Below are 14,153 nucleotides of genomic sequence, written 5' to 3' on the forward strand. Positions count from 1 at the left end.
TTGATGTCCTAACTACCTTGGCGGTTTCTATATAAACTATTACTGATTACTAAGATTAAGTTACACCAGTAAATTTTTTGGACACCTGTTTGTTAATAATTTTTTAACCTGTACTACTTTTTATTAAGTTATTCTTGTTTTATTCTATACATAGAATCCAATTAATAAATAATTTTTGAAACATTTAATTAATGGTCAAAGACCAAAACCTGAGCAAAGCCCAGGTTTTACATGAAATAAAGGTTAAATTTAAGTTAATTATTCCGGAAAATCTTGGTCATCTTCCTGTGTTCTTTCCAATGAACGCTCCTGCTGGAGTTGGTTTAATAGACTTAACACTTTAGTACCTCTCTCAAGAGAGAGATCTTCAACAAAGATCACTTCTGGAGTGCGACGTAGCCTGACCCTAGCACCCAATTCACTGCGAACATAACCAGTCGCTGATTTTAAGCCAGCCATTGTTTCAGCCTTTGCTTCCTGAGTCCCATAAATACTGACGAAAATTTTGGCGTGTTGCAAGTCACCGGAAACATCTACATCGGTAACACTTACCATGCCTGTCCCCACACGGTCATCCTTTATACCGTTGAGCAACATTTGGCTAACTTCTCGTTTAATTAATTCAGCAACGCGGGAAACGCGGCGATTTGTAGCCATATAAATTCCGCCTTCTCACAGAGGTTGTATGATATAAATAGATGCAAAATAACTAGGACAGTGCTTGCGGCTGATAATACCAACAGCAACAGTCCGTGAGGCTCAAACCCGGTAAAGCTCTTATCTAAATTGTACTCAAGCCCAGCATCGCCCGAATAGTGAGCGTTAGAAAAACCAGACTGCCTGCAAATAAGCCTACAAGGGCTATTAAGGTGACTGGCCGTTTCAATAGCGGCATTAACGGCTCAAAGGTATTCAGAAAAAGACCTAAGACAATAGTAATCAAGTACCGGGGGTAGCGAAATACGTTATCCCAAAATCCGTCAAACATTTGAATATAGACTGCCTTGTTATAAACTGTAGTTTGTTGTCAGGTGCTTATTTAACTTAATTGTAATCTATAGTGCTGAAAATCGCTCAATTCATATAAAATATGATTTGTTAGACGTTATTAGTTTTATATTTAGTAGCTTAGTAGGTTGGTTTTATTTTAATCATAAGTACATAATAAGTCAAATCCCCAAAAAAATTAAAGACAGATGTATTTATTGAAATCTAAAATTTTAAATCTCAAATTGCTATTTCCTAACTTCTTCTCTAATTCTCCCTTTACTTGGGGAGAAATAGAGGAGATATTTGTTTTGTAGGAACAGGTGTATGAGGTGGTGAGGTATTTAGATAAATTTAGCAATTTCACCTTAGCTTCAGCAGGTTTTAACTTCAGCATGACCATTGCGGATAGCCCATGCGAGTTCTAGCATTTGAGTCCAGCGTTTTTGTAATTGTTTAGGGGTACATTGGACAGCTTTAGCGATCGCTTGATCATTCTCCATTGCCGTTTTTAGCTGAAAGATTTGCTGTTGCTGTTCGGTGAGTTGATTCCAAAAAGCATCCCACTGCTGAGAAGATAAACCCAACTTATGTTCTAAACCAGCACCCAGCCATTGATGTACTAGTTGCCAGTGGTGTTGTTTAGCAAACTTCTCAACGTGATACTTAAAACGTTGTTGCAAATAATCGCGCTGACGGCTAGTTAATCCTAAAATTTGGTCAATTTCCGGTGCTGAGAGGTCTTGGAGTTTCAGAGACAGGTAATCCATGCAATCAGCTTGACCTTGAGATTCCAGATATTTCATCAACTCTGTAATCACGCGATCGCGTTCCGACTCCTCAGAAGGGTCAAAACCAGGTTTAGCAACCATCTGTGATCTAATTTGTTGCACCGCCAAATTACGTTGATAAGATTCTGCTTCTTCAGTCTTAGCCGAATCCACAGCCATTTCAATATCTACAGTCGTTTCTTGGGGTTGACGACGAGCAAAACCTTGAGCGCGTAACACAATCAACTGTTGATTAGCACCACCAGGTAAATTAATCCGCCGTTTAGCATACTGCTCCGTAAACGCCATATACTCAGCTAATTGTAGTTGAGTACGTGGTGTGTAATCTTCAGCTAATTCATTTTCTCTGCGAAAAGCTTTAATCGCTTCAATATAAAAAGCTTGCAGAAAATCTTCAATCAGATTGTAACGAGCTTCAAAACCTAATTCTGAGCCAGCAACAGTCACATGGCGATAAACAATAGCACCTAAACTACTATGTAATTCTACACGCCCTTGTTTTGAACCTAATTGATAGTAACGCAGGCACTTTTGTAAACGGTGTCTTGCTAAAGTAATCTGCCAAGACCTAACTTGCCCTGAAGTTTGGATGCGGGAACTTTTATCACATATCCGTTCTACTTCTTTAGCTATGCGTTTAGTTACAGCCTGCACACATCCATTTGAAGCTTTTACTTGAGTCTGCATTTCCTGACAAAGCAGTTGCACTAAAGTCTCAGAGTTAATATCTGATAAGTCTTCGGTTGAAATATCACCATCAAAAGCAGGTGTGGAATTTGGCAGATTGACGAGGTTAGCTTTCATGACTTTTCCTGAAATTGGTATTGCACCTTAACTAAAACGCAGACACAGTATTTAAGCACAGTCATAACCGGATAATTTTGTTGGTATTGATTCATCAAAACTTACCTTTTATGATGTTTACTTATAACACTGTAATAAATTTCACAAGTTAAGGGCTTATCAAGTGTGTCGCTTTTTTTATCAGCAACTAGATCAAAGGTGAGACATCGGCTTTGAATAGGCGCTACAATTAGTCCAAACCCTAGCAACGCCAAGATTTGCTGCCATCCCTTTTCCCGTGATCCCAGCATCTTTTTGTATGACAATTTCAAAATTGGAGTATGTTTATCACAATTTGCGAAACAGAGGGTTGCATCTGTAAGGTTTAATTATTATACCCAAGCTGCTGCTGCTTCCCAACCTAACCCCCTCCGTGTAATAACTGGTTCTTCATCCGTCAGGTCTAAAATGGTAGAAACATGATACGTAGGTTCTTCACCTGTATCTATAATAATGTCCACCAAATTATCCAAACGGTCAAATAGCTCTACCCGCGACATAATATTTTCTGAATCTAATTCAGCTATTTCATCGTCTATATCCTTGGGTGGTAAATGTGCCGAAGTGGAAATAATCGGATTTCCTAACGCTTCCAGCAATGCCAAACATACAGTATGGTCTGGCACTCTAATTCCTGTAGTTTTTCGCTTGGGATTTTGCACCAGTCGCGGCACTAACTTGGTTGCAGGTAGCAAAAAAGTGTAAGGACCTGGTATCAAACGCTTCATAATCCGATAGGCTGTATCACTTACGAAGGCATAAGTTGCCACATTAGAAAGCGAAGGACATAAAAATGTCAATGGTTTATCATTCGCTAACTGCTTAATTTGCCGCACTCTTTCCACTGCCGACTTGGCATTCAAATCACAACCAATTGCATAGACTGTATCAGTAGGGTAGAGCATGATAGCGCCACTAGAAAGCGCCAACTTTATATCCTCTATACGACGGTTTTGAGGATTATCAGGATGAATTGCAAAAGTTTTGGCCATAGTTAGGTGACAGGGAACAGGTGACAGGTGACAGTAAAAAGGCAAGAGGCAAGAGTCAGGTGATTGGTGATTGGGTAGAATCAACTAATGACTAATAACTAATGACTAATGACAAATTTATGAATAAAATTGCTTATTTTCAATGTCCCACTGGAATTTCCGGTGATATGTGTCTGGGTGCTTTGGTAAGTCTAGGTGTTCCCGTAGAGTATTTAGTAGAAAAACTGAATGCTTTAGGAATTGAGCAGGAATACCAATTAAGAGCAGAACTTGTCCATCGACAAACTCAGCAAGCTACTAAAATCCATGTCGATTTATTACACCACCACCATCACCATCACCATGAACACCATCATGGCCGCCATTTACCAGAAATAGAGGAGATGATTCTCAAAGCCAAATTGCCATCACAGGCACAGACTTGGAGTTTAGCTGTATTCCGCCAGTTAGCAGTGGCAGAGGGCGCGGTACATGGCATTGAGCCAGAGAAAGTTCATTTTCATGAGGTGGGCGCTGTAGACGCGATTGTGGATATTGTTGGTACTTGCTTGGGATTGGATTGGTTGGGTATCGACAGCAATCAGGAAGGATTCCCTTTGATATACTGCTCACCGTTTCCGACTGGTGGGGGAACTGTTCGCGCTGCACATGGTCAAATGCCAGTACCAGTACCAGCAGTATTGAAGTTGTGGGAAATGCGGAGTTGCCCAGTTTATAGTAATGGTATCGACAAAGAACTAGTAACACCGACAGGGGCAGCGATCGCCACTACCTTAGCAAGAAGTTTTGGTTCACCACCTCCCATTACCCTCAAACAAGTGGGACTAGGAGCAGGTTCTCTCGATTTACCCATCCCCAATATACTACGGCTCTGGATCGGTGAAAGTGTAAATGAAAAGACAAATATTCCTGATTTTGCTAATACTAGTCCTAATTTGGAAATCATCTCTGTCCTAGAAACTCAAATTGATGACTTAAATCCCCAAGCTGTTGGCTATGTCTTTGATGCTTTATTTGCCGCTGGTGCAGTGGATGTTTTTACTCAAGGTATAGGAATGAAAAAATCCCGTCCGGGGCTTTTGTTGACTGTAATTTGTCATCCAGAACATTTAGTCAGTTGTGAAGAGATTTTATTCCGCGAAACTACTACGTTAGGAATTCGTCGGACTACTGGACAACGCACCATTTTGCAACGGGAAATACAACAAGTAGAAACGCCTTATGGTAATGTGCGTGTGAAAGTGGCTTGGAAAGGACAAGCAACAGAAAAAAGTATTACTAACGTGCAGCCAGAATACGAAGATTGTGCAGACTTAGCACGAAAACATAATATTCCCTGGCGTGAAATTCAACGTTTGGCGTTACATAATTGGTATGGTCAAACTTAACTCTGGAAAAACACAGATTTAGGGGATAAAAACTAGACTTCTTGAAAAAATTGAATAAAAAAATGGTGGGCAATGCCCACCTGAATAACATAATCTTAATTTCAATCAGCTTCTCTTAAAGTTCTGTTGACTGCTTCTTCTGCATCTTCAGTTCTACGTTGAATATTTTTACCCACATCTTCAGTTCCACGCTGTACATTTCTAGTTAAACCTTTGGCTGCATTTTCAACATTTTCTTGCAGATTTTCTACTCCTCTTTTAGTCCCTTTAGTTACTCCTTCTCTCACTTCTTCGGCTGAACTTCCCACATCTTCACCTAAATTTTTTACTCTCTCACCAAAAGGCGTTCCTTCTCGATAATTACGGACATATTGATCGGTACTATCAATTCCTTTACGTTCAATGTTTCTCTGGGCATTTTCTATTAATACATCTGCTCTATCTCTGGCTGATCTTTCTGCTTCTCTTGATCTAGGATCAACATCACTAAAATTGTTCATTCCCCCTTGATATCGAGAAATAGGATAATCTTTTGTGGGGTCATATCTTTGCACATTTGGCGGTTGTCCCGCAGGTTGAGGTGGTTGTCCAGCTATAGTGGGACGATTACAAGCTTGAACTAAAAACAGAAAAGTTGCTGCCAAAAATACCGTTATAATTTTCAGTGGGCGTATATTCTGTACCCAAATAATTAATTTCTTCATCTTCTTCTCCTTGTATTTTATGGACTGATTTAAAAATTAAATTTCTATTTGCCTACGGCTGGATTTTTTTGTAATTCAGGTCTAGCACTGGCTTCATCTGCTTTCTCTTTTAAAAATCCTGAAGCTTTTTCAACTGACTCTGTGACAGTTTCCATTCGATCTTGAATGCGAGTTCTTATATCTGGTTCACGCTGAATTAATCCACCAGGTTCAGGATGTTTGAATTCTTCTTGTGTGATGATTGGTAATTCTGCTTCTTTCCTAACCCTACCTGAAGATGTTTCTGCGCCAGGGTAAAGAATTTCTGCTTCTTTATTTACCGCTAGTAGTAATTGTGATGTTAAAGGTAAACTAGCTTGATTATCCTTTAAATTATTACCCTGTTCAGTCGTTACTTTGGGGTCAGTGGACATTCGCAAATTTGTATATTTGTCACTACCACTCTTATAAGGATTATTTGCTCCACCAGCTTGCACAGGAGTATTTTTGGGATTTGCACCTTGAGCATTTACTCCACTACAAGCGGTGTTAACTATCAACAATATTCCAGCTACAAAGATAGTTATAATTTGGCGTATTGGCAATTTTCTACAGAAATTTATCAAGTGTTTCACTTTTTCCTCCTTATGCAGGATTAAACTTCAATTAGTTGTCAGATTATTAATTTACACAGCCAATATTTACAGCTATTTGCCAGAGGCTGAAGTTATTAACATCAACAACATTTACCAACTTAAAAAAATACAACCCTATCAACCTCTAGCGTAGGTCACATTTTACTGTTGAAAAAATTACAATTTTATCTAACTATGGAGAGATATTATTTAATATAATAATTTTGGCAATTTAACGGTTAAATTCTACTAATGAAAAAAGTTTTACGCTGGTTCATTTTGGGGGTAACACTGTTTTTTTTAGGAAAAGCCTTAAAGGATAATTGGTTAGAAGTGAGTTCTATCCGTATTGATGCAGCAGGATGGGCAAGTTTAGCAGTTGCAACAGGTATAACTTTACTTGCACATACGTGGGCTGGTTGGATATGGACTTGGGTCTTGCAAGAGTTAAATCAACCTGTATCATCTGCTCAATTTATTCAAGTTTATCTAAAGACGAATATTGCTAAGTATTTACCTGGTAATATTTGGCATTACTATGGACGAATTTTAGCGGCTAAAAATGCTAATGTTTCTGCGGGTGCAGCGACTTTAAGCGTTTTATTAGAACCGTTACTTATGGCTGCTGCGGCTTTAATTATTGTTGTTTTATTTGGTAGTCAATTAGCGGTAAATAATACTAATTTTGGGGTACACATTCTGCAAATTGTCAGTTTATTTTTGGTACTTGGTGTTGTTCATCCTTGGGTTTTAAACCCAGTAATTCGCTTTTTATATCGTTTGAAGAACAAAAAATCTGACTCTGAAAATCAGTCTATTAATAGTTTAAGTATTGAACGCTATCCTCTACGTCCTTTGTTGGGAGAATTAGTTTTTTTAGGATTGCGTGGAACAGGATTTATATTAACTATGTATGCTTTAGGTTCTTTAAATTTTAGCCAAATTCCTTTATTACTGGGTGCTTTTAGTTTTGCTTGGGTGCTAGGATTGGTTGTTCCTGGCGCACCTGGTGGTTTGGGTGTTTTTGAAGCGACGGCTATAGCAATTTTACAGCATCGTTTTCCTGCTGCTTTGGTAATAAGTGCGATCGCACTCTATCGTCTCATTAGCATTTTCGCAGAAATCGCTGGCGCTGCTTTAGCTTCTCTCGATGAACGCCTTGCTAATTAGGGTTTGCTGAAAACGCCAATTAAAAAGGCTTACCCCGAAAAATGTTTGTGTAGATTGTTAAAATTAAATCAACTAACCCAGAGCCAAAGGGTAAGGAATCATGATCGCAACCAAAGAAAATTTCCCCAACCTAACCCCTGAAGAATATTTCATTTGGGAAGAGCAACAACTAGAAAAACACGAACTTATCGAAGGTCAAGTTTACGCCATGAGCGGCGGCAGCGTCAATCACAGTCGTATTGCCATCCGCTTCACTTCCATGTTTGATGCCCATTTAGAGAATAGTGGTTGTATAACTGGGAATTCTGATATCAAGATTAATATTGTCGAGACGAATAACTATACTTATCCAGATGCGAGTGTAACTTGCGACGATCGCGATAAAATCACAACCCAATATATTACCTATCCCTGCTTAATCGTTGAAGTTCTCTCAAAAACTACCGAAGCCTATGATCGCGGTAGCAAATTCAGAATGTATCAAAATAACCCCGTCTTGAAAGATTATCTATTAGTTAGTTCCACCAGCATCGAAATCGACTTGTATCACAAAAATGATGCGGGACAATGGATGATTATTAACTATGGAGAAGGCGACGTCATTGAACTAAAAAGCATCAATCTCAGTTTCCCCATTGAGCAAGTCTATCGCGGTTTAACCCTTGAGCCAGGCAATGGGGAATAGAATAAAAGTATTACTACTAACGCAAAATACCGCCCCTTTTTAGTAGGCTTAAACCTTTTATTGATCAAGTTTTCTGTTTTATTCAGCATCCCCTAGTCAAGGGGAAGTTCCCAGGCGTTGGAAGGAATTAACTGAACGTATAACCACAGAAATTACAATTTGTCGATTTCAATTTTTCTAATGGGAGTGGGGGGACTTGAACCCCCACGACCGTTTAAGGTCAACGGATTTTCATCCTCTCGCAGCTTTCGCTACTGCCTTTTTGCTTTAGCAAATTTCGGCTTTGAGAATTGGACTCTCTCTTTACCCTCGGCTTTACGTTAGGGTAGCTCCCGTCGAGTCTCTGCACCTTCCCGGAATTTTAAATTTGGGATTTCCAATTTTGGGTTTCACTCCAATATCAAATCTCAAGTCTAAATTTTCTGGGCTTGGCTCAGGATTGCCATATCTGTAAACAGATTTAGGTTTCCCTGAATTTGACAGCTTCCACTTGAAAGATTTCTCAATCAAGGCTCAGTTTTCTAAGTCCGTAGCGTCTACCATTCCGCCACACTCCCAAGGGGTTTTAGATTTATCGAGGTCAAAAAACCTCTTTATATATTTCACCATTAGTTGCGTCTTTTGTGCAAGTAGTTTGAAAAATTTTGTTTTTAAACAGGATTTTTTCTTATCTAGCACTTATTCGCTTTTTGCGGCGAAATCACATTATATCATAATCTTAGCTGAAATTTGCGATTATGACAAGTAGTTGAAAAATTTATTTGTTTTTCTGGCAAAACCTATGGGTGATATTTCCCTGAGTCTGACAGTTGATCATATCATGGGGAGTAGATGCACCAAATAGTCTTCTCAAATCCGACAAAGAATTATGGTTGTAGCACTACTGTATTTGATTTTGGCTGGAGCTTATCTTCTGGTAGTACCAATGGCTGTGATGCTTTATCTAAAGCTGCGGTGGTATACGGCTAGTTCCATAGAGCGTGGGTTTATGTATTTTTTAGTGTTCTTCTTCTTTCCGGGTCTGTTGCTACTTTCACCAATTGCAAATTTTCGACCACGGCGTAGACAGATTGTTTAATTTAGATTTGGTAGGTCATAACTCTCATGCGACGCATTGACGCAATCGGAATTACTTTTGGCATTTTTGTGGCTGGTGGCTTGGCTTATGCAATATTGCAGCTGGTGGGTTTAGATGGTCAAAGTGCTGGTATTTGGAGCCAAGCTTTACTGGTTGTGGGTTTGATGGGTTGGTTAGCTACCTATCTTTTCCGTGCAGGGAGTAAAAAAATGACCTACCATCAACAACGGGAAGAGTATGAAAAGGCGTTCCTACAAAAGCGACTAGATGAACTCACTCCTGAAGAATTAGCGAAAATCCAAGCGGAAATAGAATTAGGTGATGGGTGATAGGTGACAGGTGACAGGTAACAGGGAAGATGGGAAGATGGAGAGATGGAGAGATGGGGAGAATAAATATATTCCCTGTTACCTATTCCCTATTCCCTATTCCCTGACAAATGACTTCAATCTCTCGTTGTTTTGAAAATCTGAGACGGAATCACGAGTGCGCTCTGATTCCGTTTATTACTGCTGGTGATCCTGATTTAGAAACTACTGCTAAGGCGTTGCAAGTTCTAGATCGTTCTGGTGCGGATATTATTGAGTTGGGTGTTCCCTATTCTGACCCTTTGGCAGATGGGCCTGTGATTCAAGCAGCTGCTACCCGTGCTTTGGAGAGGGGTACTACTTTGGATCAGGTGCTGGCAATGCTGCACGCAACTACTCCTAGTTTACAAGCGCCAATTATTTTATTTACTTACTACAATCCAATATTGCATCGAGGAATTGATAAGTTTCTTGAGCAAATTAAGGCTGCTGGTGTAGCGGGTTTAGTTGTTCCTGATTTACCTCTGGAAGAGGCAGCAGGGTTGTTAGAACCAGCTTCTGAGGTGGGGATTGATTTAACTTTATTGGTAGCTCCTACTAGTTCGCCTGAGAGGATTGAAGCGATCGCACGTGCTTCCCAAGGATTTATCTATTTGGTGAGTGTGACTGGTGTGACGGGAATGCGAAACCAAATGGAAAGCCGAGTTTCCGATTTACTCACCCAAATTCGCGCTGTCACAGATAAACCTATTGGTGTAGGCTTTGGTATTTCCGACACTGAACAAGCTCGTCAAGTGCGGGAATGGGGCGCAGATGCAGCAATTGTGGGTAGTGCTATGGTCAAGCGTTTGGCAGAAGGGACACCAGAAGCAGGACTGAATGCGATCGCAGAATTTTGCCACAATCTGAAGTCAAGTATCAAAACGACCTCTTGATGAATTGGGAAAAATAGATTAAAAAAGGTAACAGCGTAGTTTTTTTATCATCTATGTAGTGGACAATTTGACTGATATGGTTTTGAATATTAACAGCACATACCAGGCTGAAAAAAAACTACCTGATAAATTTGCTTATAGTTTGAGTTTTATGTGAATTGAAACAGGCAAGACATTATGAGTGTGAGAGCGAGTCAGTTAAAATCAAGTTATGCTGCCGTCGGAGTTGAGGGGTAAAAACGATGAGTGAAAGTATGGCATTTATCGGCGGAGTTGCTGTAGCTGGTCTGGCGGCTCTCCTATTACTGAAAGGAACAAACACCCCAATACAATCTAACTTTACTGCTGCCCCACAAATGCCAGCCACATTTGTAGCACCCCAGGTCATGCAGCAGCCCATGCAGTATCCACCTTACGGACAACCAGTATATACAAATCCACAGCCCGTAGCGCCCAATTCTAGCCAGGGTCCAGAAGTGGAAAAGTTAAATACACAGTTAGAAAAACTGAAAGCTGATTACGAACAAACACGGTTACAAAATATCCAATTACAGGGTCAATTACAAAATTTCCAGTGGCAGTTAGCCCAACAGCAAAATCAGCCCAAAGTAGCTGCTGCACTACCTCCTGAACAAAATCGCTGGTGGTCTTCACCCATCATTTGGGCAGTTGGGGGAGCGACACTAACTATTGGTGGCGGTGTTGTTGTGGCTGGAGTCTTATCTTTATTTTCTCCCAAGCAACGTCCTACTCGCACTGTGCAGGTGATTCACCCCTACAATGGACCCACACCACCTTTGGCTACTGTCCGACGGGCTGAATTTTTACCATCCTCACGTCCAGAAGCTAGACGAGTGGTGGAAAATGCAGAATACGACGAACTACGCTAACAGATTGGTAATAGGTAATTGGTAATGGAAGCTCATTTCCATTACCATCCAGTTAAAAACTGTCTTCAGGCTTGTTTGTATCACTAGGCGCTTTTGTAGTAGTTGTTTTCTTTTCATTACTTTTCTTATCTTCCTTGGGAAGCACCTGTTTAGCAGCATTTTCCGCTGCTTGTTTAAACATGGGGTCTAATTTATCTTGCCAGTATTTAATATTGGGCAATTTTTCTGGATGATCTCGATAAGCTAGGACTTTATCCCATTGGCCGTTATCAATGGCTTTATTAATTTCATTAGCAAGTGCCTCTGCTTTTTCCCAATCTTTTTGCCATTGATTCATAATTTCAACAGTTTCTTTGATTCCTGAAGCGGCATTAGCCGGAACTGACTTGAGAATTGCGATCGCACCATTTACATCACCTGACTCAAACTTCTGTCTGGCACGTTCAACTATTTTCTGTTTGTCCTCATTAGCTGGCTTTGTCTCAGTTTCAGAAGTTGATTGATCAGATATTTCCGGTTTGGAAGTCAATACAGCAATTGGTTGTGGTTTGGGAATTGGTCGAGATGCGATTAAAGGCTGATCATCTACGGTTTGAATAGAAATGCCTTGATCCCTTAAGCAAGAAATCCATTGATCATTATTAGCAATCACATCTGAATGCGCCCAAGCCAAACGTCCAGATTTTAGTTTCAGTTCTATCCAACCACGTTTTGTGCGCTTACCAGTAACATCAAATTCACTAGCATCACCAACAATTTTTAAAATATTATCAGAATTGATAGCACTTGGTTCAGAACGGATATTAGAATTAGCTGCCACTACAGCCAAGCAGTTTTTCGTACTACTTTTTGATGTCCAATTAGCAGCTATATCTTTCACATTGGGATATAAATTTGCAACCAAAGCCGCTGCACTACCTGCTAATAAGATGCCAATGATTAAAGGTAATGGATCAGGTTTACTAGATTCTGAAAGAGGTTTATTAACGGCGTTGTTAATTACAGGATTAGCAGGTGCCACAGCGACAGTGTGCTGTGAAACTACTTGAGATGGAGATGAGAAAGATGGAGATTTGCGGGCTTTGTAGCTAACTGGTTTGGGTGCTTCTGAAGATAAGGAATATCCAGAGGTAAGATTCAGAAAATCTCTACAGGCTTGCAGTGCTTCCGTAGCTGTTTGGTAGCGGTCTTTGAAGTGATAACGCACCATCTTACTTAAGATTTCTGCCAAGTGGTAGTTAACAGGAAGAAAATGCTGCCAGAGAATTTCACCAGTATTAGGATCTTCTTGTAATTGCTTGGCTGGTACTCCGGTTAAGGCTTGAATAGCAATGATTCCCAAGGAATAAATATCACTATTAGGACGGGGTTTACCTTGTCCCTGTTCTGTAGGCATATAGCCAGGTGTACCAATAGCTACAGTAGCGGTAGTTTGTGCGGCAACTGTGACTAGGGGCGAACGCAATTGTTTGACTGCTCCAAAGTCTACCAACACCAATCTATAATCAGAAGAACGACGAATGATATTATCTGGCTTAATATCCCGGTGAATTACACCTTGTTGATGGACAAATTCTAAAATACTCAGAACTTCCAGCAACATTTGCATGACTTGGCTTTCACTCCAAGGTTGTCCGGGGATTAGTTCTTCACTGAGGGTATGTCCATCAATGTATTCTTGGACTAAGAAAAATTCTTGATTTTCGTCAAAATAAGCAAGTAGCCTGGGTATCTGTCCATGATTACCCAGCTTTTCTAAAGTTTCCGCTTCGTTATTAAATAGACGTTTAGCAGTTTCAAAAATTTTGGGATCTGTGCTAGCTGATTTGAGGTGTTTGACAACGCAAATAGGATTACCAGGTCGTCTAGTATCTTGGGCAATATAAGTTTGACCAAACCCTCCTGTTGCCAAAATGCGTATGACTTGGTACCGATGGTCTAGTAGTTTGCCTATCATATTCCTCCCCAGTTTTAACACCTAATTTTCCAGTTGGTAGTCAATATCTCCAAATTTTCTTCTAAGAAATCCGCTATCTTGAGAAAAGATTTAGACTAAAAACGCAGTTTTTTAATAAAACCAACAAATTTTTTCTTTTCTTTTAGTATCTCTATTAACTAGCAATGCCACCTAAGATAACAAATTCCACTGTATGGCAGCAAGCCGAACTGCTTATGCAGCCTGCTTTTATTCGAGTTGTCGATAATATTCGTAAACATCTTGATGTGTCCTCTTGGAAAGGAACTTATCATGATGTACTGATTTGGCCTCCTGGTACAACTGATGAAACAAAAGTTGTAGTCACACAGTTGTTGCAAGATATGGAAAATGCCACACCGCAACAGGTGGAAGATATTAGGAAAAATCTTTCTACTTTGCCTATGCCCCATCCAGGATACCATTTGCGCTTGCAACGTCAAGAGCAGCAAGTCAATGTGGATTTGTGGGATCTGTGTTATCAAGTGTGTTTTTTAAATTACGATGCTGAGAATATCTCAGTGGATATTGATACTAGTTTATTCGATGACTTAGGAGAAGTGGATTGGCAACATTTGGAAAATAAGACGAAGATGCTGGTTAAGCAGCTATTTGACAGTTTACCAGAGGCTTGAAGTCTGGGGGGTGTGGTGTGCGGGGGGTTGTGCAGGAATATACAGACTCATCACTTGGCTAAAATTAGGGGAGATTTGATGGGTATGGCGGGCGCATAGGAAATTGGGCATTGGTTTTCTTACCTATGCCCTAACGGTGGACAGCGATTCCTCGCCGT

The 14,153-nt window shown here is 40.1% G+C and carries 15 protein-coding genes; 8 read left to right on the forward strand and 7 right to left on the reverse strand.

Translation table 11 applies throughout. The features are described from left to right. Positions 1 to 258: 258 nt before the first annotated feature. From rbfA to ACLLO5_RS14725, 4 genes are all read right to left on the reverse strand, one after another. Entirely contained in the window at positions 259 to 657 is a 399-nt protein-coding gene (gene rbfA / locus ACLLO5_RS14710; RefSeq protein WP_413171260.1) for a 30S ribosome-binding factor RbfA, read from the reverse strand. Positions 658 to 781: 124 nt separating this feature from the next. Then, entirely contained in the window at positions 782 to 988 is a 207-nt protein-coding gene (locus ACLLO5_RS14715; RefSeq protein WP_413171261.1) for a DUF751 family protein, read from the reverse strand. 373 nt (positions 989 to 1,361) lie between these two features. Beyond that, complete coding sequence (locus ACLLO5_RS14720; protein WP_413171262.1) at positions 1,362 to 2,582, reverse strand: HetZ-related protein; 1,221 nt, start codon at positions 2,580 to 2,582, stop codon at positions 1,362 to 1,364. A gap of 371 nt (positions 2,583 to 2,953) precedes the next feature. Beyond that, positions 2,954 to 3,613: an L-threonylcarbamoyladenylate synthase gene (locus tag ACLLO5_RS14725; RefSeq protein ID WP_413171263.1), complete on the reverse strand. Its 660-nt coding sequence runs from the start codon at positions 3,611 to 3,613 to the stop codon at positions 2,954 to 2,956. Positions 3,614 to 3,732: 119 nt separating this feature from the next. Between ACLLO5_RS14725 and larC the strand changes: the two genes are divergently transcribed. After that, positions 3,733 to 5,001 carry a nickel pincer cofactor biosynthesis protein LarC gene (gene larC / locus ACLLO5_RS14730; protein ID WP_413176097.1) on the forward strand — a complete coding sequence of 423 codons (1,269 nt, stop codon included), beginning with the start codon at positions 3,733 to 3,735 and terminating at the stop codon, positions 4,999 to 5,001. A gap of 101 nt (positions 5,002 to 5,102) precedes the next feature. Here the strand turns inward: larC and ACLLO5_RS14735 are convergent, their stop codons facing one another. Next, on the reverse strand, positions 5,103 to 5,705 hold the full coding sequence (locus ACLLO5_RS14735; protein ID WP_413171264.1) for a hypothetical protein: 603 nt from the start codon (positions 5,703 to 5,705) through the stop codon (positions 5,103 to 5,105). Between the two features lie 44 nt (positions 5,706 to 5,749). Then, on the reverse strand, positions 5,750 to 6,319 hold the full coding sequence (locus ACLLO5_RS14740; protein ID WP_413171265.1) for a DUF6658 family protein: 570 nt from the start codon (positions 6,317 to 6,319) through the stop codon (positions 5,750 to 5,752). Between the two features lie 252 nt (positions 6,320 to 6,571). Here ACLLO5_RS14740 and ACLLO5_RS14745 point away from each other — a divergent pair, with 252 nt between their 5' ends. From ACLLO5_RS14745 to ACLLO5_RS14770, 6 genes are all read left to right on the forward strand, one after another. Continuing rightward, positions 6,572 to 7,489: a lysylphosphatidylglycerol synthase transmembrane domain-containing protein gene (locus tag ACLLO5_RS14745; RefSeq protein WP_413171266.1), complete on the forward strand. Its 918-nt coding sequence runs from the start codon at positions 6,572 to 6,574 to the stop codon at positions 7,487 to 7,489. 100 nt (positions 7,490 to 7,589) lie between these two features. Further along, entirely contained in the window at positions 7,590 to 8,174 is a 585-nt protein-coding gene (locus tag ACLLO5_RS14750) for a Uma2 family endonuclease (protein WP_413171267.1), read from the forward strand. 868 nt (positions 8,175 to 9,042) lie between these two features. Beyond that, positions 9,043 to 9,252, forward strand: coding sequence for an NAD(P)H-quinone oxidoreductase subunit L (gene ndhL, locus ACLLO5_RS14755; RefSeq protein ID WP_013193083.1), 210 nt, complete (start codon positions 9,043 to 9,045; stop codon positions 9,250 to 9,252). Positions 9,253 to 9,278: 26 nt separating this feature from the next. Next, a complete protein-coding gene (locus ACLLO5_RS14760; RefSeq protein WP_413171268.1) occupies positions 9,279 to 9,581 on the forward strand; it encodes a DUF3007 family protein in 303 nt (100 codons plus the stop codon). A 110-nt stretch (positions 9,582 to 9,691) separates the two neighbouring features. After that, positions 9,692 to 10,495: a tryptophan synthase subunit alpha gene (gene trpA / locus ACLLO5_RS14765; RefSeq protein ID WP_413171269.1), complete on the forward strand. Its 804-nt coding sequence runs from the start codon at positions 9,692 to 9,694 to the stop codon at positions 10,493 to 10,495. A gap of 242 nt (positions 10,496 to 10,737) precedes the next feature. Beyond that, a complete protein-coding gene (locus tag ACLLO5_RS14770; protein ID WP_413171270.1) occupies positions 10,738 to 11,385 on the forward strand; it encodes a heterocyst differentiation related protein in 648 nt (215 codons plus the stop codon). Between the two features lie 52 nt (positions 11,386 to 11,437). Here the strand turns inward: ACLLO5_RS14770 and ACLLO5_RS14775 are convergent, their stop codons facing one another. After that, on the reverse strand, positions 11,438 to 13,342 hold the full coding sequence (locus ACLLO5_RS14775; protein ID WP_413171271.1) for a protein kinase domain-containing protein: 1,905 nt from the start codon (positions 13,340 to 13,342) through the stop codon (positions 11,438 to 11,440). Between the two features lie 164 nt (positions 13,343 to 13,506). Between ACLLO5_RS14775 and ACLLO5_RS14780 the strand changes: the two genes are divergently transcribed. After that, positions 13,507 to 13,995 (forward strand): hypothetical protein, encoded by a 489-nt coding sequence (locus ACLLO5_RS14780; protein ID WP_413171272.1) that lies wholly within the window; start codon positions 13,507 to 13,509, stop codon positions 13,993 to 13,995. Positions 13,996 to 14,153 lie beyond the last annotated feature (158 nt).

Source organism: Anabaena azotica SJ-1 (assembly GCF_047275885.1).
Lineage (GTDB): Bacteria > Cyanobacteriota > Cyanobacteriia > Cyanobacteriales > Nostocaceae > Trichormus_B > Trichormus_B azotica_A.